The 22,480-nt window shown below is 62.6% G+C and carries 21 protein-coding genes; 13 read left to right on the forward strand and 8 right to left on the reverse strand.

What is annotated here, in order from left to right:
* Positions 1-19 precede the first annotated feature (19 nt).
* On the reverse strand, positions 20-1,330 hold the full coding sequence (locus D1223_RS11475) for an AAA family ATPase (protein WP_119376570.1): 1,311 nt from the start codon (positions 1,328-1,330) through the stop codon (positions 20-22).
* 140 nt (positions 1,331-1,470) lie between these two features.
* Here D1223_RS11475 and D1223_RS11480 point away from each other — a divergent pair, with 140 nt between their 5' ends.
* Positions 1,471-2,850: a class II 3-deoxy-7-phosphoheptulonate synthase gene (locus D1223_RS11480; RefSeq protein WP_119376571.1), complete on the forward strand. Its 1,380-nt coding sequence runs from the start codon at positions 1,471-1,473 to the stop codon at positions 2,848-2,850.
* A gap of 19 nt (positions 2,851-2,869) precedes the next feature.
* On the forward strand, positions 2,870-4,255 hold the full coding sequence (locus tag D1223_RS11485) for an MATE family efflux transporter (RefSeq protein ID WP_119376572.1): 1,386 nt from the start codon (positions 2,870-2,872) through the stop codon (positions 4,253-4,255).
* 24 nt (positions 4,256-4,279) lie between these two features.
* Here D1223_RS11485 and D1223_RS11490 read toward each other — a convergent pair whose 3' ends face one another.
* The 3 genes from D1223_RS11490 to D1223_RS11500 all read right to left on the reverse strand — a co-directional run bounded on the left by D1223_RS11490 (position 4,280) and on the right by D1223_RS11500 (position 6,604).
* Positions 4,280-4,546: an HU family DNA-binding protein gene (locus D1223_RS11490; RefSeq protein WP_084393670.1), complete on the reverse strand. Its 267-nt coding sequence runs from the start codon at positions 4,544-4,546 to the stop codon at positions 4,280-4,282.
* A gap of 95 nt (positions 4,547-4,641) precedes the next feature.
* On the reverse strand, positions 4,642-5,553 hold the full coding sequence (locus tag D1223_RS11495; protein WP_119376573.1) for a hypothetical protein: 912 nt from the start codon (positions 5,551-5,553) through the stop codon (positions 4,642-4,644).
* Positions 5,554-5,581: 28 nt separating this feature from the next.
* Positions 5,582-6,604, reverse strand: coding sequence for an NADP-dependent oxidoreductase (locus D1223_RS11500; protein ID WP_119377124.1), 1,023 nt, complete (start codon positions 6,602-6,604; stop codon positions 5,582-5,584).
* A 164-nt stretch (positions 6,605-6,768) separates the two neighbouring features.
* Here D1223_RS11500 and D1223_RS11505 point away from each other — a divergent pair, with 164 nt between their 5' ends.
* The 4 genes from D1223_RS11505 to gltX are packed head-to-tail and all read left to right on the forward strand — an operon-like array spanning position 6,769 to position 11,874.
* The gene (locus D1223_RS11505; RefSeq protein ID WP_119376574.1) at positions 6,769-7,689 is read left to right on the forward strand and encodes a Gfo/Idh/MocA family protein; all 921 of its coding nucleotides are present in this window, start codon (positions 6,769-6,771) and stop codon (positions 7,687-7,689) included.
* A gap of 3 nt (positions 7,690-7,692) precedes the next feature.
* Positions 7,693-8,853, forward strand: a complete 1,161-nt coding sequence (locus D1223_RS11510) for a DegT/DnrJ/EryC1/StrS family aminotransferase (RefSeq protein ID WP_119376575.1) — start codon at positions 7,693-7,695, stop codon at positions 8,851-8,853.
* A 22-nt stretch (positions 8,854-8,875) separates the two neighbouring features.
* On the forward strand, positions 8,876-10,531 hold the full coding sequence (locus tag D1223_RS11515) for an NAD+ synthase (protein ID WP_119376576.1): 1,656 nt from the start codon (positions 8,876-8,878) through the stop codon (positions 10,529-10,531).
* Positions 10,531-11,874, forward strand: a complete 1,344-nt coding sequence (gene gltX, locus D1223_RS11520; RefSeq protein WP_119376577.1) for a glutamate--tRNA ligase — start codon at positions 10,531-10,533, stop codon at positions 11,872-11,874. Before D1223_RS11515 ends, gltX begins: the two co-directional genes overlap by 1 nt.
* Positions 11,875-11,878: 4 nt before the next feature.
* On the opposite strand, the gene D1223_RS11525 is transcribed toward gltX, so the two are convergent.
* Positions 11,879-12,442 carry an LOG family protein gene (locus D1223_RS11525; RefSeq protein ID WP_119376578.1) on the reverse strand — a complete coding sequence of 188 codons (564 nt, stop codon included), beginning with the start codon at positions 12,440-12,442 and terminating at the stop codon, positions 11,879-11,881.
* 101 nt (positions 12,443-12,543) lie between these two features.
* Here D1223_RS11525 and D1223_RS11530 point away from each other — a divergent pair, with 101 nt between their 5' ends.
* Entirely contained in the window at positions 12,544-14,382 is a 1,839-nt protein-coding gene (locus D1223_RS11530; protein WP_233353133.1) for an ABCB family ABC transporter ATP-binding protein/permease, read from the forward strand.
* 17 nt (positions 14,383-14,399) lie between these two features.
* On the forward strand, positions 14,400-15,380 hold the full coding sequence (locus D1223_RS11535) for a phosphatidylserine decarboxylase (protein WP_119376580.1): 981 nt from the start codon (positions 14,400-14,402) through the stop codon (positions 15,378-15,380).
* Here the strand turns inward: D1223_RS11535 and D1223_RS11540 are convergent, their stop codons facing one another.
* The gene (locus D1223_RS11540) at positions 15,381-15,572 is read right to left on the reverse strand and encodes a DUF2842 domain-containing protein (protein WP_158586724.1); all 192 of its coding nucleotides are present in this window, start codon (positions 15,570-15,572) and stop codon (positions 15,381-15,383) included.
* A gap of 85 nt (positions 15,573-15,657) precedes the next feature.
* On the opposite strand from D1223_RS11540, the gene D1223_RS11545 reads away from it, so the two are divergent.
* On the forward strand, positions 15,658-16,707 hold the full coding sequence (locus tag D1223_RS11545) for a COX15/CtaA family protein (RefSeq protein ID WP_119376582.1): 1,050 nt from the start codon (positions 15,658-15,660) through the stop codon (positions 16,705-16,707).
* On the opposite strand, the gene D1223_RS11550 is transcribed toward D1223_RS11545, so the two are convergent.
* On the reverse strand, positions 16,667-17,698 hold the full coding sequence (locus D1223_RS11550; protein ID WP_119376583.1) for a hypothetical protein: 1,032 nt from the start codon (positions 17,696-17,698) through the stop codon (positions 16,667-16,669). The genes D1223_RS11545 and D1223_RS11550 overlap by 41 nt on opposite strands.
* A 36-nt stretch (positions 17,699-17,734) precedes the next feature.
* Between D1223_RS11550 and rplM the strand changes: the two genes are divergently transcribed.
* From rplM to argC, 3 genes are all read left to right on the forward strand, one after another.
* A complete protein-coding gene (gene rplM, locus D1223_RS11555) occupies positions 17,735-18,199 on the forward strand; it encodes a 50S ribosomal protein L13 (protein WP_119376584.1) in 465 nt (154 codons plus the stop codon).
* Between the two features lie 5 nt (positions 18,200-18,204).
* Positions 18,205-18,690 (forward strand): 30S ribosomal protein S9, encoded by a 486-nt coding sequence (gene rpsI, locus D1223_RS11560; protein ID WP_119376585.1) that lies wholly within the window; start codon positions 18,205-18,207, stop codon positions 18,688-18,690.
* An 87-nt stretch (positions 18,691-18,777) separates the two neighbouring features.
* On the forward strand, positions 18,778-19,821 hold the full coding sequence (gene argC, locus D1223_RS11565; protein WP_119376586.1) for an N-acetyl-gamma-glutamyl-phosphate reductase: 1,044 nt from the start codon (positions 18,778-18,780) through the stop codon (positions 19,819-19,821).
* Here argC and phaC read toward each other — a convergent pair.
* Complete coding sequence (phaC, locus tag D1223_RS11570) at positions 19,779-21,887, reverse strand: PHA/PHB synthase family protein (RefSeq protein WP_233353134.1); 2,109 nt, start codon at positions 21,885-21,887, stop codon at positions 19,779-19,781. The genes argC and phaC overlap by 43 nt on opposite strands.
* 40 nt (positions 21,888-21,927) lie before the next feature.
* On the opposite strand from phaC, the gene D1223_RS11575 reads away from it, so the two are divergent.
* Positions 21,928-22,467, forward strand: coding sequence for a hypothetical protein (locus D1223_RS11575; protein ID WP_158588458.1), 540 nt, complete (start codon positions 21,928-21,930; stop codon positions 22,465-22,467).
* Positions 22,468-22,480: the final 13 nt, after the last annotated feature.

Below are 22,480 nucleotides of genomic sequence, written 5' to 3' on the forward strand. Positions count from 1 at the left end.
TGGGGTGGGCGCGGGTGGCTCAGGCCGCCTGCAGGCGCTCGCGGATTTCGGAGGCGGCAGAGGTCAGCGACTCGCGGATCTTCTTCAGCCCGCCGCCGCGGCCATTATGAATGACCAGCGATTTCCACGGTGCCTGGTCCGGCTCTGGTGAGCGCACATCGAGGTGGCCGCTGCGGGGAAGGGCCGTCTGCAGCAGGGCGCCCGCGAGATCAAACCCGGCACGCTGGTCGTGGGCGCCGTTGCGGGCATCGGCCTCGAAGGTCGACTGCTCGTTGCGCGAGACCTTGTTGAACAGCACCGACAGCTCGGGCCGGTTATCGGGCCGGATATGCTCGTTCAGCACCTGGTTGAGCAGCTTCACGCCGCGCAGCGAGTACATGTCCGGATGCATCGGCGCGATGACCCGGTCGGAGGCTTCCAGCGCGCAGCGCGTCAGGAAAGTCGCATTCGGATTGGTGTCGAAGACGATCAGGTCATAGCTGCTGCGCAGGTGATCGATCGTGCGCTGGAAGTTTGTGTCGATGGCGGACAGGGCTGCCGAGTCCGTCGCAAAGGCGTATTTCGAGATCTCGAACTGCCCGGAAATCAGGTCGAGCACGCCGCCCGGGCCGTCGCCGCCGAGCAGTGGATGAACGATGTCCTCCGCCGCTGGCGTCGGGAAGGGATCGGCCGACAGGTGGTTCCAGCGTTCAGCCGGCGAGGGCGCATCGACGGCATGCAGCCGGCTCTTCTCGAACAGGGAGATGACGGACTTGTCCTTCGCCGCGCTCTGGTCGGCCGCTTCCATGTCGAAGAAAGTCTGCGTGAGGTTGTATTGCGGGTCGAGATCGATCAGCAGGACGCGTCCGCCGAGCGCGGCCTGCCAGGCGCCGAAGACCTGGGCGGCGATCGTCGTCTTGCCGACACCGCCCTTGAGGTTCATGACCGACAGGACCGGGCATTTGCGCCGGTAGCGGCCGCGCACTTCGGCCACCAGTTTCTCAAGCCCGCCGTCGTCCATCATCGCCAGGCGGAGGTTCTCCGCCAGCTGCTTCTTGAACGTGCCCGAAAGGCGGGCATTGTCAATCCGGAAGGGAATGATGGTCATGCCGCGGGCGATACCGCGCTCGATCTGCGCCTGGGCCTCGCGGGAGCGGATGCTGCTGGCGGATACCAGGACGATCATCGCGAAGGACTTGTCGATAGCCTCGGCTGTCGATGCCTGGCTCTCGCGCGTATCGGCGCCCGGCGGCTCGTACCATGTGGCGATACCGGCCTGTCGCAGCGCTTCATGCACCTTCAAGAGGCTGTCGACATCTTTTGGACCGTGGACAATGAACGCGTGTGACATGAGGGAGGCTCGCTTCGTCTTTTATACCGCTGCGTAAGGCAAGCGCAGTGATTCCGCCACCAACTGTGCCTCAAAATGTGGTAAAACTTGTGTCGGCAAGCCCGATGTGATTGATACGCGCGCTTGGAAGGAAAGTAGAGATGACCTGGACACCGAACAGCTGGAGAAGCAAGCCGGCAAAGCACATTCCGGAGGACTATCCGGACGCCGCCGCCCTCGCCGAAGTCGAAACCCGACTGAAGGGATTTCCACCGCTGGTGTTTGCAGGTGAAGTGCGCCATCTGAAGAAGGATCTCGGCAAGGTTGCCGCGGGCGAAGCCTTCCTGCTGCAGGGCGGCGATTGCGCCGAAAGCTTCAAGGAATTCAGCGCCGACAACATCCGCGACACGCTGCGCGTCATGCTGCAGATGGCAGTCGTGCTGACCTTCGCCGCGTCGAAGCCCGTGGTGAAAGTCGGCCGTCTGGCAGGCCAGTTTGGCAAGCCGCGCTCCTCTCCGACGGAAACGGTGGATGGCGAAACGCTGCCCTCCTATCGCGGCGACAATATCAACGGCATGGATTTCACGCCGGAAGCGCGTGTTCCCAATCCGGAGCGTCTCATCCAGGGCTATTCCCAGGCTGCATCGACGCTGAACCTTGTGCGCGCCTTCACCCAGGGCGGCTATGCGGACCTCGCCAATGTGCACCAGTGGATGCTGGGCTTCGTCGACCGCTCGCCGCAGGGCCAGCGTTATGAGGCCCTGGCCGATCGTATCAGCGACGCGCTGTCCTTCATGAATGCATGCGGGGTCAATTCGCAGAGCGTGCCGCAGATGGCGAAGGTCGATGTCTACACCTCGCATGAGGCGTTGCTGCTCGGCTTCGAGGAAGCGATGACACGCATCGATTCCACGTCGGGCGACTGGTACGACACCTCGGCTCACATGCTTTGGATCGGTCACCGGACCCGGCAGATCGACCATGCGCATGTCGAGTTCTGCAAGGGCGTCCGCAATCCGATCGGCATCAAGTGCGGACCGGGCATGGAAACCGACGAGCTGGTTCGCCTGATCGACACGCTGAACCCGAATGATGAGCCGGGCCGGATCACGCTGATCTCCCGTTTCGGATCGGACGGTGTGAAGAAGGGCCTGCCGCCGCTTGTCCGCGCCGTGAAGAAGAGCGGGCGTAGCGTGGTCTGGTCCTGCGATCCGATGCACGGCAACACGCTGAAGACGGAAAGCGGCTTCAAGACCCGTCCGGTCGACCGCATCCTGTCCGAGGTCAGCCAGTTCATCGACATCGTGTCGTCTGAAGGCTGCTACCCGGGCGGGGTCCACTTCGAGATGACCGGCCAGGATGTCACCGAATGTATCGGCGGCGCCCAGGCGATTTCCGAAGCTGACCTGTCATCGCGATACCACACTCATTGCGATCCTCGTCTGAATGGCGAACAAGCCCTTGAACTGGCCTTCCTGATCGCAGAGAAGCTCCAGCTCATGAAAGAAGCCGTCAACGCAGAAACTCGCGCAGCGAGCTAAGACGTAGGGAGACAGCGCCATGCACCGCAGGCGGGTCTGGCCCGCCTGGGCGCGGCCGTCCGACATTGCAGATCTGTTGCGGCTGTCAGGGCCGATTGCCGTCTCGCGTGCTGCGATGATGCTGATGGGCCTGACCGACGTGATCGTGCTCGGCCAGAATGCGCCGGGTGAGCTGCCCTTTGTTCTGAACTCCTGGCTGCCCATCGGCGTCTCGCTCGGGCTGACCATTGGCCTGCTCATGGGTGTCTCGGTGCTTACCGCTGAGCTTGCCGGCGTCGGCAAGGCCGAAGAGAGCGGGCGCATCTTCCGGCGCGGCATACGGTTTTCGTTGTGGTTCGGCGGCGTCCTGACCCTCGCCATCTTCTTCCTCGTCGGGCCGATGTTCCGCGGGTTCGGCTTTGAGGAAAGCGTCGCGAGCGGCACAGCGTCGGTATCGAAAATCCTCGGCTTCGGCCTGATCGGGCACATGCTCACCCATGTTGCCGGCTCTTACCTTGAGGCGCTACGCCGTCCGCTGGTCGTGACCGCCATCATGTATGCCGGCGTGCTGATCAATCTCGTCATCGACCTTGCCGTCGTGGCGGGCTGGTGGGGCATGCCGAAGCTTGGTGCGGACGGCGTCGCGATTGCGACGACTGGAACGCGCTGGTTCCTGGTCCTCCTCTTCCTGCCCGCCGTCTGGTGGTTCACGCCCGGCTTCAAGCCTTCGCCGGAAGGCCCGCCCGAGGAAAACCGGCGGCAGTTCTCGGTCGGCTACGGCATGGCTGTGTCGAACATCGCCGAATGGGGCGGGTTCAATTTCACCTTTGTGATCGCGACCTGGATCAGCACGGCCGCAACGACGGTCTACGGCATGTCGATCCACGTCATCGGCTTCTGCTTCATGGCCTTTCTTGGCCTTGGCACCGCAACGAGCGTGCGGGTGGCTGAAGCCTATGGCCGCAAGAATGCAGATGAGGTGCGTGAAGCTTCGCGCCTCGGCATCGTGGCCGGGGTCATCATTGGCGTGGTGCTGGGTATCATTGTCTACACCTTCCAGGCACCGCTCGCCGGCTTGCTGGTGAAGTCCGAAGCGGAGGTGGCGGGCGTCTCGATCCGGCCGGAGCTCATTCCGCTGGTCGGCTTCACCGCCTTCGTCATTGTTTTCGACGGGTTGCAGAACGTCGCCTCGATGGCGCTGCGGGCGCAGAACGTCATCTGGACGCCGACCTTTATCCATCTTGGCTCGTACTTCCTGATCATGATTCCGGCGACCTGGTATTTTGGGCTCTATCAGGGCGGCGGCGCGATGGGCATGATGCAGGGCGTGCTGATCGCCTCGATGATTGCCGGGCTGCTGCAAACCGGCCTGCTTGAAATGAAAGCGGCGCGCCGGTTGAGACCAGCGCGCCGCCAAACAGTCTAAAGTCCCCTCACGGGAGAGTTTAGTTTAGATGTCCTTCAGGGCCGATGCCGGCTTGAAGGCGCCTGAGGTCTTCTCAGGAATCTGAATGGTTTCACCCGTTGCCGGGTTACGGCCTTCACGAGCACCACGGGTCTTGGCGTGGAAGGTGCCGAAGCCAGCGATGGCCACCTGCTTGCGGCTTTTCACGGCGCCAGAGATGGTGTCGAAAACAGCGTCGACCGCCTTGCCGGCGTCTGCTTGAGACATGCCAGCCGATTCTGCGACGGCCTTGGTAAGTTCACCCTTGTTCATTGGGCTCTCCTTTTAGCTTACGGCGATATCTTGCCGCGCTCGTCTTCTACACGATTCGGAGGGGGTAAATAGCCCGAAAACCCAATAACCACGGGCTATTTCAACAGAATCCAGCCTTCTTCCCCGACAATTTTGGGGATAAGTGTGCTGTCAAGCCCTTCCGGAGGGCCGAAAAGCGCACCGAGTTTTCCGGATTCGTCCAATCCGTAATAGTGGTGGGCGAGTGCGCGGACCTGCGCCTGATCGGCGACTTCGCCGGTTTCGGGCTTCGCGGAAACGAGCGACGGATAAACTTCCGCAAAGACGATGTCGGTGTCCGTGAGCGCCTCCGCATCGAAGGCCTCGAAGCCGGTCTCGAACGGCCAGATGGCCGATTTCGGCAGCGTCTTTCTCAGCGCCTGGACGGTCGGAATGCCGAGCAGCGCCTGGCTGCCGACGGAGCCCGCGCCGTAAAGCTGCCAGCTCGATTTCGGCTTCGATCGTTGAGTTTTTCTGACCCATTCCTCGCAGATCCGGTACTCGGCAACGGGTGATTTCGCAAAGTCGCCCTTGGTGCCGGAAAGCGTCTGGATCTGATCGCGGGCAGGTGCGCCCCAGAAGGGAAGCGGCCCCTTGGTCATGGCATAGTTCAGGCCCGCGGCGATGGCGAACCGGGTGTTCGAATTGTCGGCCTTTTCCTTCACCTTGGACGACAGATGCTCGTGCATGGCCAGCCAGGCCGGCGTGCCGTCGGTTTTAAGGCCGATCGCCTCGGCGGTCCCGGCCGGATAGCCGAGGCTGAAATCGAAACCGATCAGCACCTTGTCACCGCGCGAGATAAAGCGTTCGGCGAGGCCGGCGATCATGTCGCGGGCGGCAAGGCGCGTGGATGGATTGGCGGCCTGAAACTGGAATTTCAGGCGCGCATCCCGGGCGAGGGCGCCAATCCAGACGGAATTGGCTCCCTGCGCCGGTTTGCTCGCCGCGCTCCAGTCAACAATGATATAGGCGTCGAACAGGCGCGCCATGGCCAGGCTCCATCAAGGTACTGGACAGTCAGGTGAGCTTGACGAGCATCTTGCCCTTGTTGCGCCCCTGGAACAGGCCGAGGAACGCCTCGGGCGCCGTCTCGATCCCTTCCATGACCGTCTCTTCGAACTTCATCTTGCCGGACTGAATCCAGCCGGCCATGTCCTGAAGGAATTGCGGCTGCAGATCAACATGCGACGACACGATGAAGCCGCGCAGGGTGAGCTGCTTGCCGACGACCTGGATGATGTTGTTCGGGCCGGGCCGGGGTTCGGTGTCATTGTACTGGCTGATCATGCCGCAGATCGCGAACCGGCCCATCGGTCGGGCGCATTCGATCGCGGCCTGCAGGTGATCGCCGCCGACATTGTCGAAGTAGACATCGATGCCTTTCGGGGCGGCGGCCCTGAGCGCGCCCAGCAGGGAGTCGTAGGTGTCATGCTGCTTGTAGTCGATCACATGATCGGCGCCCAACTCCTTGACAAGTTTGCATTTTTCAGTGCCGCCCGCGGACCCGATCACGGTGCAGCCCTTGATCTTGGCGATCTGGACCACCGTCGAGCCGACCGCGCCGGCCGCGCCCGATACGAAGACCGTGTCGCCTTCCTTCAGTTCAGCAACGCGGAGAATGCCGGCATAGGCTGTCAGGCCCGGCATGCCGGCCACGCCGAGCAGGGCGGAATCGGGCAGACCTGTCTTTGGAACCTTGTTCGCCATCACGCTCTCGGGCGCTGCCGTCCAGGCTTCGCGCCAGCCTGCCATCGAGACGACAAGGTCGCCCTCGGCATAGTCGGGATGCTTAGACGCGACGACGGTGCCGACAGCGCCGCCCTGGAGCGTTTCGCCGATCTGGAAGGGCGGGACGTAGCTTTCGCGGTCATACATCCGGCCGCGCATGTATGGGTCGACCGACATCCAGGAATTGCGCACCTGTATCTCGCCATTGCCGGGTTCGGGGGCGTCTGTTTCCCGCATCCCGAAATCGGAGAGCTTCGGCATTCCGACGGGGCGGTTTGCGAGCGACCATTCCTTTGATTTGATTGACGGCATCATTGTTCCTCCTGCTTATGTTTGACAACACAGATGGAGGAGAGGGCGGCCCCTGTGAAGGCGAACCGGTAAGATTTCGCAAGACTCTTTGATGAACGCGGCTGAAGACGCCAGTTGCGTGCACCACCAAAGCGGTGTGATGGGGAGCCAAACTGGAGTGTAGAATGGCGTATCTGAAAGTCGGGCTGGTCGGGGCAGGTGTATTTGGCGGTTATCACGCCAACAAGATTGCCGCGTCGGCGAAAACCCGGTTCACCGGCATTTTCGATCCCGACCAGGCGCGGGCAGAAGCGCTGGCCGAAAAACACGGGACGTCCACGTTCAAGAGCGAGGCCGACCTGCACGCAAGCTGCGATGCCGTTCTGGTGGCGTGTCCGGCCACCTATCATGAAGCGGTTGTCGAAGGCGCACTCCAGGCCGGGCTTCACGTGCTCGTGGAAAAGCCGCTGGCCCTGCACGGCGCCGGTGCCAAGGCGCTTGCTGCACTGGCCGACAGCAACCGCCTCGTCCTCCAGGTGGGCCATCAGGAGCGCCTCGTGCTCGAGGCGATGGGGTTCTACGAGATCGATGAATCGCCGATTGCGATCGAGTCCGTTCGCGAAGGGCCGCCATCGCCGGAAGGCCGGGCCGGTGACGTCTCCGTCATCTGGGACCTGATGATCCACGACATCGACATTGCGGTCACGCTCGCCGGTACGGACGCGAAGGCCCACGGCGAAGGGCGGCGCCATCACACTCCGCATATCGATGAAGCGGTGGCCGATCTCGAATTTCCCTCCGGCGCCAGCGCCGTGATCAAGGCGAGCCGCGCGGCGCCCGAGCGCCGGCGCGCGATGACAGTGACCTATCCCTCGGGCACGATTTCGGTCGATTTCCTGACCCGGAAGGTCGAGAACTCCACGCCCTATACGATCCGGGCCGATGTCTCCGAGGTGCTGCCCGATTCGCTTGGCGCTGCCGACGAAGCCTTCTTTGCCGCCTGCCTCGGCGAGCGGCCAACCCCCATTCCCGGCCGGGAAGCTGCCGAAGCGGTGCGGCTTGCCGAGCTCATTGAACAGACCGCTCTTCAGACGATTGGAGCCTGAGCCATGGCCGCTGCCGAAAAGATGATCGACCTTCCCGCCGATGCGCCGATCCAGTTCTTTGACCTGAAGGCCCAGCAGGCGACGATCCGGCCTGCGCTTGAGCAGCGCTGGACGACGATCCTCGACCACGGCCGCTATATTGGCGGACCGGAAGTCGATGAATGCGAGGCCAAGCTCTGCGAATTCACCGGCGCGGCCGATGCCGTTGCCGTTGGTTCCGGTACGCAGGCGCTTGTCATGCCGCTGATCGCGCTCGGCTATGGCCATGGCGACGCGGTCTTCATTCCGGGCTTTACCTATAATGCGACGGCAAACGCCGTGCTCCTCGCCGGGGCGACGCCAGTCCTGGTCGACATCGATCCGGGCACCTTCAACATGGATCCCGAAGACCTGGAGCGGAAGATCCAGCGCGTAAAAGGGACCCGCAATCTCAGGGCGCGAGCGGTCATCCCGGTCGACCTTTACGGCCTTCCCGCCAATTACACCGCAATCCAGGAGGTTGCCGACGCGCATGGCCTGAGGATCGTCGCTGACGCTGCGCAGTCGTTTGGCGGCAAGCAGGAGGGCAAGTGGATCGGCACGCTGGCGGAGATTTCGGCCACCAGCTTCTATCCGACAAAGACGCTCGGCGGCTATGGCGATGGCGGCGCGATCCTGGTGCGCGACAAGGAGATGGGCGACTTGCTGCGCTCCATCCGCTGGCATGGGACGGGCGACAATCGCAAGGAATCGATCCGCGTAGGCATCAATGGCCGGTGCGATTCGATCCAGTGCGCCGTGGTGTCGGAAAAGCTCGACATTTTCGAAGCCGAGCGCCAGCGCCGGATCGTGGCTGCGAGTGTCTACGACCAGCGCCTTGCCGGGAAAGTCGAAACGCAGAGCGTGAAGCAGGGCGACGAGCCGGCCTACGGCCTCTATACGGTGCGCGTACCGGACCGCGATGCGGTTCGTGCCAAGCTCTCCGAAGCAGGCATTCCGACGGCGATCTATTACGACACGCCGATCCACCAGATGCCGGCCTTCGAGCAGTTCGCGCCGGCCCGCGGCCTGCCCGAATGTGAGCGTGCGTCGCGCGAAGTTCTCAGCCTGCCAATGCACCCCTATCTCTCCGAAGATCAGGTGCATCGTGTCTGTGACACCCTTCTAGGGGCTTTGCAGCGCTGACAACGCTCTTTAAGTGAGCGGAATGACGAAGACGCTGAAGATTCTGACCGCCCAGCTAAACCCGATTGTCGGCGACATTGACGGCAACCTCGAACTGGCACGTGCGGCCCTGAAGGAAGGCGCTGAAAAAGGCGCTGACCTCGTCGTATTCGCGGAAATGCTGATCCTCGGCTATCCGCCGGAAGATCTCGTCCTGAAGCCAAGCGCCGTCGAAGACTGCATGGAAGCGGTCCGCAAGCTGGCCAGCGAAACCGCAGAGCGGCCCGCCTGTATCATCGGGTCGCCCTGGCAGGATGATGGCCTGTTCAATTCCATCATCTATTGCGAAGGCGGCCGGATCTCTGCGCGCTATGACAAGCAGGAACTGCCCAATTATGGCGTATTCGACGAGCAGCGCCTGTTCGAAAAGGGCCGCTCGCCGGCGTGCGTCGTCGAGCTGAAAGGCGTGAAGATCGGTCTCGCCATCTGCGAGGATGTTTGGTTCGAACGCGTGCCGAAGGCGGCGAAAGAGGCGGGCGCGGACCTTCTGATCGTTCCGAACGGCTCGCCATGGCGGCGCAGCATCCATGCTGAACGCGCCGAAGCCTTCGACCGCTGGAGCGGGCTCGGCCTGCCATACCTCTTCGTCAACCAGGTCGGCGGACAGGATGAGCTGGTTTTCGACGGCGGTTCCTATGCCACCAACTCCACCCATGGCGAGCGCTGCGGCCTCATCGGACAGTTCGAAGCCGGCACGGAGCTGACCGAGTTCGATATCGAGGCCAAACGCTTCATCCTGAAGGATCGCGGCTGCCGGCTCGATCATGATGGCTGGCACATGGAATACCGCGCAGCGACGCTGGCGCTTGGAGACTACGTCAACAAGAACCGGTTTCCGGGCGTTGTGATCGGCTTATCAGGCGGCATCGACAGCGCGCTGACGGCGGCCATCGCCGTCGATGCGCTCGGCCCTGAGCGGGTCTGGTGCGTGATGATGCCGTCGAAATACACCTCGTCCGAAAGCCTTGAGGACGCCAAGCTCTGCGCGGGAATGCTGGGTGTGCGCTATGACATCATCAATATCGCCCCGGGCGTCAGCGCGATGGATGAGATGCTGGGCGATGCCTTTGCCGAAACCCAGCCGGACACGACGGAGGAAAACATCCAGTCGCGCCTGCGCGGCGTGACGCTGATGGCGCTGTCGAACAAGTTCGGCCACATGGTGGTCACCACCGGCAACAAGTCCGAAATGGCGGTCGGCTATGCGACGCTCTATGGCGACATGTGCGGCGGCTACAACCCGCTGAAGGACTTCTACAAGACGGAAGTCTTCGCCCTGTCGCGCTGGCGCAACGAGCATCATCCGAAAGGCGCGCTCGGTCCGGCCGGCGAGGTCATCCCAGAGCGCATCATCACCAAGCCGCCATCCGCCGAGTTGCGGGCGGACCAGAAGGACGAGGATTCGCTGCCGCCTTACGACACGCTCGACGACATCCTGCGCGGTCTTGTCGATAATGAAGAGGACATTCGCGACATCATGGCTCGCGGTCATGACGAGGCGACTGTCAAACGGATCGAGCATCTCTTGTATCTTGCCGAATACAAGCGTAGGCAGGCGCCGCCCGGCGCGAAGGTCGGCGGCAAGAATTTCGGCCGCGACCGCCGATATCCGATCACGAACCGTTTCAGGGACGATTGATGTCTTCACCCATAGTCCGTTTCGCGCCGTCTCCGACCGGCAAGCTCCATGTCGGCAATGTCCGCACCGCACTGATCAACTGGCTGTTCGCCAAGGGGCAGGGCGGGACGTTCATCCTGCGGATCGACGACACCGATACCGAACGCTCGACGCAAGCCTATGAAGACGGGCTGAAGGCGGACCTGACCTGGCTCGGCCTCGTCTGGGACGACACGTTCAACCAGTCTAAGCGCTTCGGCATGTATGACGCCGCAGCCGACAAGCTGCGCGACATGGGCCTGCTCTATGCCTGCTACGAGACCGCAGACGAGCTCGACCGCAAGCGCAAGATAGCGCTCTCGCGCGGGCGCCCGCCGGTCTATGACCGCGCGGCGCTGAACCTCACCGATGAGGACAAGGCGAAATACGAAGCCGAAGGCCGCAAGCCGCACTGGCGTTTCAAATTGTCTGGCGAGCGCGTCGAATGGAACGACCTGGTGCGCGGCCCGCAAAGCATTGATACAGCCAGCGTGTCGGACCCGGTTCTGATCCGCGAGGACGGCTCCTATCTCTATACGCTGCCGTCGGTGGTCGATGATATCGATGCGAAGATCACGCATGTCGTGCGCGGCGAGGACCACGTCACCAATTCCGGCGCCCAGATTGAAATCTTCAAGGCGCTTGGCGGGACAGCGCCCGACATGGCGCACACGCCGCTCCTGGTCGATGCCGAGGGCGGGGCGTTTTCCAAGCGGCTCGGTTCGCTCAGCATGGACACGCTCGAAGCGCGCGGCATCTTCCCGATGGCGATCCTCTCGCATCTCGCCAAGCTCGGCACGAGCGACAATATCGAGGCGCGCGACTCGCTTGACGTGCTTGCATCGGAGTTTGCCTTCTCGAAGATCGGCCGGGCGCCGGCAAAGTTCGACGAGCGGGACCTGCTGGCGCTGAACGCGACGCTTGTTCACGCCATGCCATTCGAAGCGGTGAAGGCGCAGCTGGAGGCGATCTCGCCGGAAGCGGCCAATGAGCGCTTCTGGCTTGCCGTGCGTGAGAACTGCCAGACGGTGAACGATGCGAAGGATTTCGCGGATATCGCCTATGGCCAGATCGAGCCCATCGTCGATGCCGAGGACCAGGACTTCATCAAGCAGGCATCTGATCTGCTGCCGGAGGGCGAGATCAATTCCGAGACGTGGAAAAACTGGACGGGCGCGCTGAAAGAGGCCTCGGGCCGCAAGGGGCGCGGCCTGTTCATGCCGCTGCGCAAGGCGCTCACCGGCCAGGAGCATGGCCCGGACATGGGCGTCATCCTGCCGCTGATCGGGCGTGAGGCCGTGGTCCGGCGTCTGTCGAAAGCCTGAAGGCCTAGCTGTCCATCACGATGACGCGGTCCCGAAGGGCTGAGAGCGCGCCTTCGGGCGTTTTCTCGTGGACGAGACAGGCCCGGAACTCTTCCGGTGTGAACTTGCCGTCGATGATGTGATCCATCAGTTCGAAGAAGGGCGACCAGAAGCCGTCCTCGTCGAGAAAGGCCATTGGCTTGGCATGCAGGCCGAGGCGCGCCCAGCTCAGCATTTCAACAGCTTCCTCAAGCGTGCCGATGCCGCCGGGCAGGACAATGAAGGCATCGCTCTCATCGAACATCATCTGCTTGCGGGTGTGCATGTCGTCGACGATGCGATGCTCGACATCCTCGAAGATGCGTTCCTTCTGGAGCAGGAATTTCGGCATGATTCCAAGGACTTCGCCGCCAGCCTCGTGAACGGCCCGGGCGCACGCCCCCATCAGGCCGACGCCGCCGCCGCCATAGACGAGCTTGAGATCCTGCTGCGCGAGGCTGCGTCCAAGCGCCCGCGCCAGCTCGATATAGGCCGGCTTCACCTCGTTCGAGGAACCGCAATAGACACAGATGGATTTCAGCTTCGGCATTCTGTCTTCCTCAAGATCGACGGCAGGGCATGTATCGTGATGCAGGGATTCGTGCCAGTAATCCTCTGTTCCTAAGCTGCATTTGGCCCCATATGGCGCCCATGAAGACGATGGCTGGTGAACCCGACAATGACAAGATCGACAGCGCGGATGGCGGCCTGGGGCAGTCCATAGCGCGCATTCTGAAGCTGCTCTGGCGGCCGGAACTGTCGAAATGGCGCCCCGTCATGGGGATTGCCATCGTGCTGACGCTGGCCGCCGCTGTGCTGGAAGTCATCTCGCCCATCATCCTTGGCGATGCGATCAACAAGGTGGCCGGGCGGGAAGGCGCCGAGGCGCAGCCGCTCATGGTGGCGCTGGCCTGGATCGCATTGGCTATCGGCCTTCGCTTTCTCGCCGCCGCCTTGCCGCAGGCGCGCGACGCGCTGTTCAGCCCGGTCAGCCAGGATGCGCAGCGGATCGCCTGCGTCGATGCGTTCGGCCATGCCCAGTCCCTGTCGCTGGCCTTTCACCAGACGCGCCGGTCCGGCGCGCTGAACCGTGTCATCGAGCGGGCGGCCTCGGCGGTGGACTATCTGATCCGGTTCCTCGCCTTCAATATCGGTCCGACCTTCGTGCGGCTGACGCTGGCCGCCATCGCGCTCGGCGTCGCCTACGATATCCGTCTCTCCCTGATCGCCGTCGGCACCGTGGCCATCTATATCGTTGCCACGGTGATCATCACCGAATGGCGCGTGCGCCAGCGCCGCCGGATGAACCGGGCCGACACGGAGTTGCGGGCGGTCTCCATCGACACGCTGACCAATTTCGAAACCGTCAAGGCTTTCGCCGCCGAAGAGCGCGAGACCAGCCGTTATGACGATGCGATGCGGCGCTACAATGAGCGCTATGTCGAGGCGATGCGCAGCATGTACCTGCTGAACGGGGTCCAGGCTTTCATCATGAATGCCGGCCTGCTGGCCGTGCTCGCGCTGTCAGCCTGGAACTACAAGCAGGGCACAATGGAGGTCGGGGACCTGACGGCAGTCATGCTGGTCCTGTTGAGCCTTTATGCGCCGCTGAACATTCTCGGGTTTGCCTGGCGCGAGATCAAGCAAGGCGCGGTCGACCTTGAAAAACTGCACGGGCTGCTCGGCATGGTGCCGGAAGTCGCCGACAAGCCGGACGCGCATGCGCTCACCGATCCGGAGGGCCGTGTCGAGTTCCGCAATGTGGCCTTTACCCATGATGCGAGAGCGGTCGGCGTCCGCGACATCTCCTTCGAGGTCGAGCCAGGCAAGAAGGTCGCCTTTGTCGGCACGTCCGGGGCTGGCAAGTCCACGCTGCTGAAGCTTTTGTTCCGGTTCTACGATGTGGATGACGGCGCGGTGCTGGTCGATGGACAGGATGTGCGGGACCTGACCCAGGCCTCCCTGCGCGGCGCGCTCGGCCTGGTGCCGCAGGATGTCGTCCTGTTCAATGACACGATCCGCGCGAACATTGCGTATGCGCGTCCCGATGCGAGCCTTGAGGATCTCGAGAATGCCGCCCGGCGCGCCCAGCTGCTTCCGTTTATTCAGTCCCTGCCGGATGGCTGGGAAACGCGAGTCGGCGAACGCGGTCTGAAGCTGTCGGGTGGCGAGAAGCAGCGTGTCGGAATTGCGCGCGTCATTCTGGCCGATCCGGCGGTCCTCGTCCTTGATGAAGCGACATCAGCGCTCGACAGCGCAACTGAGGCGGCCGTGCAGGACGCGCTCGACGAGGCCGCGAAGGGGCGGACGACGCTGACGGTCGCGCACCGCCTCTCAACCGTGCAGAACTCGGACGAAATTATCGTTCTTGAAGAAGGCCGTATCGTGGAACGCGGGTCTCATGCTAGGCTTTTAGCTCAAGATGGCACCTATGCCCGCATGTGGGAGCGCCAGGCCGCGAGGGACAAACTCGCTGCTGTCGCCGAATAGGATTACGGAAGGACAAGATGGCCAAGAAGAGCAAGTCAGTCGCAGACAGGACATTTCCCTGGTTCCAGAGCGGGTTCGACCTGGAAGGCATTGTCGGCTTTCTCGCGGCATGGTTGCTCGGCATCCTGCTCGGCATGCTGTGGGGCCCGCTTTTCTGGCTGGCCTTCATTCCTGGCCTTGTCCTGCTTTTCGCAACCCGCACAGCCGAACGCGTCAGCCCTGACGAGCCCGGCCTCGTGATCGCACCCTGCGATGGGGTCGTCGTCTCGATCGAGGAAGCCGATCCGCCAGAGGAGCTTCGCATGAGCGAGCCGGCCATGCGGGTGCGGATTTCATCCTCGCCTTTCTCCTCGAACAACATCCACGCCCCGGTCGAGGGCACCATCGATCACCTCGTTCGTGAGGAAGGCGCCGCCGAAGCCTTCGCAGCGATGCAGCCAGATTCCGCCGGCCTGGAAGTGCTGTACTTCGCGATAGAAGGCGATTCCGTTCCGGTCGGCCTGCGTGTCGCGACAGGCGGTCTCGGGCCGCGCCTTGAAACGCGCGCGGACGCGGGAGACCGGGTTACCGCCGGCAAGACCATCGGCACGCGCCGGCTGGGTGGCTGGTGTGATGTCTTTGTGCCGCTGGAAGGCAAGATCCTGGTTGAGCCGGGCCGGACGCTGATTGGCGGCGAGACGGCGCTGATCGACCTGACTGGCGTAACTGCCGATGGGTTCAGGCCGCCTGCGCCGGAATATGAAGATGAGGAACCGGTCGCCGATACGCTTCCGCCGGAAGTGGCTGAAGCCTTCAAGGGGGACGAGGATAAGGACGACGCGAAACCAGGCAGCAGCGAGACCGAAGCTGAGGCGACAGTCGAGGCTGACGACGAAACCGGTACCGATGATCTCGACCCGGACGATCCGCGCCGCAATGACCCGGCCGAGATGTTTGCGCGTCTCAGGCGGAAGGCGAGCAGCCTGTCCGACGATCCCGACAAGCCCAAGGACAGCTGATCAGGACGGGCGCGAATTCATCCAGCGCATCAGCGGGCGCAGCGGGATGACCCAGGCGACCCCGGCAATGACATAGAAGACCAGCTGCAGCCAATCCGGCGCGCCTGTGATGCGCGTGCCGATGGTGGCCGCGAGGAATATCCACAGTGCGATGAAGGCAAGCAGGGTGATTCCGGCGACGATCTTGCGCAATGTCTTCTCCTTCAACTGCAACAAACTGCGGGATGCGACGCCTTGGCCGCTTGCAGATGCGGTGGTTCACGTCAGATAGGGGCGCATGAGGCAAGCTGCAAAAAGTGATATCGCCGCACTCTGGATTCGCCGCTGGCTGATCCTGATTGCCGTCATGGTCTACGCCATGATCCTGATTGGCGGGATGACACGCCTGACCGATTCCGGCCTGTCGATTACCGAGTGGGACCCGATCAGCGGCGCCCTGCCACCCATCGGCGCGGACGCCTGGGCGAGCGAATTTGCGAAGTACCAGCAGACCACCGAATTCCAGCAGCAGAATTTCAACATGACGATGGCCGAGTTCCAGTACATCTACTGGTGGGAATGGGGCCATCGACTGTTCGGCCGGCTGATCGGCCTCGTCGCCATTGGTGGCTTTGCCTGGTTCTGGCTGAAGGGCTGGCTGACGAAGCCGCTCGCGGGCCACCTTCTGGGCCTGATCGCGCTGGGTGGCCTGCAAGGTGCGATTGGCTGGTGGATGGTGTCCAGCGGGATAGGGGAGACCGACCGGCTGGATGTCGCGCCCTACAGGCTGGCGACCCATTTCGTCCTCGCGCTGGTGATCATCGGGTATACGGTCTGGCTGTGGCTTGACCTTGGCAGACGGGAAGGGCTCGCCGTCTCATCGCGGCTGAAGCTGGTGTCGGTGCTGATGCTCGGCCTGATCTTCCTGCAGATGGCGAGCGGCGCGCTGGTCGCCGGGCTCGATGCCGGGCGGACCTATACCGACTGGCCGCTCATGGCTGGCGAACTTGTGCCGTCTCACTATTTCCATGCCGAGCTTGGTCTGCGCAGCCTGTTCGAAGGGCGCGAAGCGACGCAATTCAATCACCGCCTTCTGGCTTATGTCATATGGGGCCTGTCACTGGCCGTCCTGGTCATGCGGTATGGCAAGCCGGGCGCACGGGAGTTCGCGACGCTTGCAACGCTGGTCACGCTGCAAGCGGCATGGGGAATCATTACGCTGGTGAACGGCGCGCCGCTGAAACTCGCCATCCTGCACCAGGCGCTAGGCGTCGCCGTGTTCGTGGCGTCCGTAAGGCTGGTCTGGCTTACTGCCCGACAGCAGCCTCAGTCAGCGGCGTCAGCGTAACCTTGCTCGGGTCGACCATGACGACCCGGTGGTCGCCCGGCTCAATATCGCCGCCCAGTACGATCAGCCCGCCGGGATAGCCTCCGCTGCGGGCATCGCCGGTCGCGGCAATGGCTTTCGGCTGGTCGGGCACCACGACGGTGATCCCGTCGATGACGTCATAGCGGGTCACATCGCCGCCATCGACGCTGACATCGAGCCGGCCATCGGCGCCGAGTGTCACGAGCGTCTCACGGCCGAGGCGTTTGAGCCCGGAAGCCCCGGCCACCGGCTCGGCGAAGGTCTGCGGCTGGTCTGCAATAAAGGTGCAGGCTTCGATGGGTTCGCTGACTGAGACATCACTGCTCTTCTGCCACTCAAGCTCGCCACCGCTTTCGACGAGATCACCAATTTCGAGCACCGCCGGGGATGCTTCGGTCCAGTAGGCGATGCGCAGCAGGGCTGAGTCGCGGTCGGCTGGCTCGGCGGCGCAGATGCCGGCGAGCGAAGAGCCTTCGGCGCCGCGAAGGTCATACTCTATGGCCGGTTGGATGCCCCCGCCATGCAGCCAGACTTTCAGCTCGCCCTCGGCATCGATGCCGGGATAGAGCGTGACCGGAGTGCCGGACAGCATCATGTAGCGGCCCTGGGCGAGCGCGGCGACGTCGTGGTCGGATACTTCGGAAATGCGCTCGCCGTCGAAGTTGAAGACCTGGAGGCCGGCGCCATCATAAGCGACGGCGAATGTCGAGCCGGCGCCGCCGGCAAGGCCAATGCTTCTGACCGGGAAGTCGAGCTCCCGCGTCATCCAGACGGCGGGCAGCGTATCGGGTTCTGTGGCGGCCTGATCTGTCGTTTCAGCCGTGCCGGGCGCTTCTGTAACGCCAGACTCCGGCGCCGGTTGTTCGGGCTCTTGCGGACCTGAGCAAGACGCGGCATAGAAAAGCAGGAAACCGGCGATCCCTGCGTTGACAGGGAAGGTCTGCGCGCTTAAACGCGGGCGCTTGAACATATTCCAACACTCCGAATGAGAGGCTCCCGAGGAGCAATGAAGACTTATAACGCACCAGCTGACGTGGAGAACAAGTGGATCGTCATCGATGCGACAGATGTCGTTGTCGGTCGTCTTGCTTCATATGTCGCCAAGCGGCTGCGGGGCAAGCATCGCGCTGACTTTACGCCGCACATCGATACCGGCGATCACATCGTCATCATCAATGCGGAGAAGGCCCGTTTCACCGGCAACAAGCTTCGCGACAAAACCTATTATCGCCACACCGGATATCCGGGTGGAATCAAGGAAACGACGGCCGGCAAGATCCTGTCTGGCCGTTTCCCGGAGCGGGCCATCGAGCTCGCCGTCAAGCGGATGATGCCGGGTGAAAGCCCGCTGGCCCGCCAGCAGCTGTCGAAGCTGCGCGTCTATGCCGGCGCCGAGCATCCGCATGAAGCCCAGAAACCAGAATCCGTCGACTTCGCGTCGATGAATGAAAAGAATCAGAGAGTCGACTGATCACCATGTCCGATACAGCCAATTCGCTTGAAGACCTGAAATCCGTCACCGGTGGTGAAGCTGCGGCCGAAGAGGCTGTGGTTGTTGAGCCGAAGATCGACGAGCTTGGCCGCGCCTATGGTACCGGCCGCCGCAAGTCGGCCACCGCCCGCGTCTGGATCAAGCCGGGCACCGGCAAGATCACCGTCAACGGCAAGGACCAGGAGCAGTATTTCGCTCGCCCGGTGCTGCGCATGGTGATTGAACAGCCGCTGGTTGAAGCGGACCGCCGCACCCAGTTCGACGTCATCTGCACGGTGAAGGGCTCGGGCCTTTCGGGTCAGGCTGGCGCCGTTCGTCACGGGATTGCCCGCGCTCTGGTCAATTATGAGCCGGGCCTGCGTGCCGTCCTGAAGCCGTTCGGCTTCATGACCCGCGACCCGCGGACGGTCGAGCGCAAGAAGTATGGCCGTGCGAAAGCACGCCGCAGCTTCCAGTTCTCGAAGCGCTAGGCCGTACGGGCAACCAGATTGTTCGAAAGGGCGCTTCTTTCCGGGAGCGCCCTTTTTCTTTGCCTGAAAGCATGAGAGGGGAGGGCCATGACTCAATCCGTTCTGAAAGCCGCCATACTCGGCGCATCCGGATACACTGGCGCAGAGACTGTGCGCCTGCTCCGGAACCATCCGAAGGTCGAAGTTGTCGCGGCCACTGGCAACGCGCTGGCGGGCAAGCGCCTGTCGGAAATTTTTCCGCACCTTTCAGGGGCCTATGACCTCGATGTTGTGACGTCGGATGATGTTCGCTGGGACGAGGTGGACGTGGCGTTCGGCTGTCTGCCGCATGGCACCAGCCAGGACCTGATCGAGACGCTTCCATCGCATGTGAAAGTGGTCGACCTGTCTGCTGACTACCGTTTCCGTGATGCGAAGGCCTATTCGGCTGCCTATGGCCGCGAGCACCTTGCGCCAGAGCGGACTGCCAATGCCGTCTACGGGCTCAGCGAGCTTTATGCCGAAAAGATCGCCGGGGCCGACCTCGTGGCGTGTCCGGGCTGCTACCCGACCGCGGTCCTGCTCGTCCTTCTGCCGCTGATGAACCCGCTCGTCATCGATACGGACACGATCATCATCGACGCCAAGTCCGGGGCATCCGGGGCTGGCCGTGGCCTGAAGGAAGGAAACCTGTTCTGCGAGGTGACCGAAGGCGTCCATGCCTATGGCGTGGGCACCCACCGGCATACGCCGGAGATCGAGCAGGAACTGCGGCTGATGTCCGGTGACAATTCGGTCGAGGTGACGTTCACCCCGCACCTCATCCCGATGGCGCGCGGCGAAATGGTGACCTGCCATTTGCGCGGGGATGCAGACGCGATTCATGCGGCCCTGGTGCAGGCCTATAAGAGCCAGCCCTTCGTGAGTGTCCTGCCGCTCGGCTCACCGCCGCCGGATACGCGCCATGTGCGTGGCACGAATGAGTGCCGGATCGGCGTCTTTCCGGACCGGGCATCCGGCCGGGTAATCGTGTTCGGTGTGATCGACAATCTCGTCAAAGGCTCAAGCGGCCAGGCAATCCAGAACCTCAACCTGATGATGGGCTGGGATCAGGCGCTCGGGTTGGACGTGCTTCTGCCGCTCTTCCCCTGACCGGACTTGCCCGCCTTGCTCTTCGAGGCGGGTGCCTTCTTCTTCGCAGGCGCGGCCTTTGCGCCGGATGAGGCTTTCTTGGCCGGCGATGCCTTCTTGGCAGCGGGTTTTGTGGACTTCGGCTTGCTGTTCGAAGCTGCAGTCTTCTTCCTTGCGGGCGCGGCTGTCTTGCTCGTTGTTTTCTTCGAAGCGGCTGCGGTCTTCGGACGGCTGGCAGCCGCTGGCTTTGACGCGGCTGTCGATTTCCGGCTGGCCGCAGGTTTGCGGGCGGCCGCAGGTTTCTTGGCCGGGGCGGGTTTTGGGGCCTCGAACGGATCGCAATAGGTCGTATCCGGCTTCGCTCCTGCCGAGATGGCGCTGAGGCGCATTTTCACATAGGTGCCGGGCGCCGCGCCCAGCTTGCGGTCGGGCACGGGGTTCGCCGGGACCATCTCACCCGATTTGGGCTCCAGCCATTCGAGCCAGCTCGGCCACCAGGAGCCTTTGGTCTCTTCGGCGCCCGTGAGCCAGGCTTCCGGCGTGGCGGGCAGGTCCGGATTGGTCCAGTGCTGATATTTCTCCGCTCGCGGATGGTTTACCACGCCGGCAATGTGTCCCGATCCGGCCAGCACGAAATTGACGTCGCCGCCGAACTTGCGGGCCGCGCGATAGATGGAGTGCCATGGGCAGATATGGTCTTCGCGGCTCGCCTGGATCGTCACGGGGATCTTGATATCCCCCATGTTCACCGTCTCGCCGAACACCTTGAACTTGCCCTCTGCCAGTTCATTGCGGCCATAGAGAGCGTTCAGATAGGTCTGGTGGATATGGCCCGGAATATTCGTCTGGTCGGAGTTCCAGTAGAGCAGGTCGAAGGGGCGGGGCTTCTTGCCCAGCATGTAATTGTCGACCACGTAGCGCCAGACGAGATCGACCGGCCGCAGCCAGTTGAACGTCTCGGCCATGACCGAGCCCGGCATGATGCCGTCATTGTCCTCGATTATCGCGTCGATCTGGGCGCGCGCATTCTCGTCGGTGAAGACCATGAGGTCGCCGGCATCGGTGAAGTCCGATTGAGAGGCGAAATAAGTGGCTGAATTGATCCGCTTGTCGCCGGTCTTTCCCATATAGGCCAGCGCGCTGGTCAGCAGCGTGCCGCCGATACAGTAACCGACGGCATTGACGGAGTCCGAACCGGTCTGGGTCGTTGCTTCATGAAGTGCGGCGAGCACGCCATTCTTCACATAGTCGTCCCAGGTATAGTCCTTGGTCTCCTCATCTGCCGAGCGCCAGGACACGACGAAGACGGTGATGCCCTGCTCGGTGAGCCACCGGATCATCGAGTTTTCCTCGCGCAGGTCGAGGATGTAGTACTTGTTGATCCAGGGCGGGAAGATCAGCAGCGGCCGGGCGTGAACAGACTTCGTCGACGGCTCGAACTGCAGCAGCTCGATCAGCGGATTGCGGTAAACAACCTTGCCCGGCGAGGTCGCGAGGTTCTTGCCGACTTCGAACGGGGTTTCGTCCGACTGGCTGATCGACAGCTTGCCGCCGCCCCTCTGCAGGTCCTTGCGCGCATTGCGAAGTCCCTCGACGAGGCTCTGTCCGCCCGTTTCAAGCATCGCCTTCAGGGCCGCCGGGTTGGTCGCGAAGAAATTGGTCGGCGAAAGCGCATCAACCGTCTGGCGGGTATAGAACTGCGCCTTGCGCTTGTCGGCTACCGACAGGTCGTCGGCCGAGTTCATGATCGACATCATCCAGTCGGCATTCAGCTCATAGGCCCGGCGCATGAATTCGAAGGCCGGATTGGCTGACCATTCGGGATCGGAAAAGCGCTTGTCCTGGGGCGCGCTGATTTCCCCGGTGGCGAACTCCTTCCAGAGGTTCACCCAGCCCATCCAGAGATCGAGATTGGCATTGAGCATGGCGCTCGGATTGGTCGCCAGGGACCGGCCGAGCTTGCCATAGGTGTCCATCAGGCCATGCGGGTCGGCCTGGCCATTCATCGCGCCGCTCATGGGGCGCCCTTGCGTCATCACTTCCGTCAGGATCGCCTGCGACTCAACAGCTGCTTCAGCGAGGGCCATGCCGATCGCCTGCAGCTGTTCAGGAGACTGCTCTGACAGGATGGCGTTTAATGTGCTGTTTTCCCTGTCCTGCATATCTTCTGAACTTCCATCACCTTATTATCGCCAATCTACATCATCACATATAGAGATGAAACGTTTTAGGAATCACCAACGAGACGGGAAAAACCGCCAGATGCGCCTAACTGCCGTGCTGATATGTGCCCTGCTTGCCGGATGTGCAGGCTCCATGGACAGGATTTCAGAGCTGCGCGAAGCGGCGCCGGACTGGTATGAGGCACGCAAGCAGGAGTTTCAGGGCAGGGGCTATCCCAAGCTGAATACTGTGCCATCTGACGGAACTTACCAGGTGCGCCAGACCGGGCTGGTCAAGAGCGCGGCAGAACAGAAAGCCATTCGCGAGGCCTTCTACGCCAACCCGCGATCCGAGCCGTCATACCTCACACCAGCGATGATGATGCAGTGGGCTGCGGAAATCCGCCAGCGCGTCGATGCGCGCGATACTCCAGCTGATTTCTTGACGGATCAGCAGATTGCCCTGCTAAAAGCGCGTTTTGATCGCCCTCGCGCGCGCCGCTAGACTATAAGAACTG

Source organism: Henriciella mobilis, from assembly GCF_003576285.1.
GTDB classification, from domain to species: Bacteria; Pseudomonadota; Alphaproteobacteria; order Caulobacterales; family Hyphomonadaceae; genus Henriciella; species Henriciella mobilis.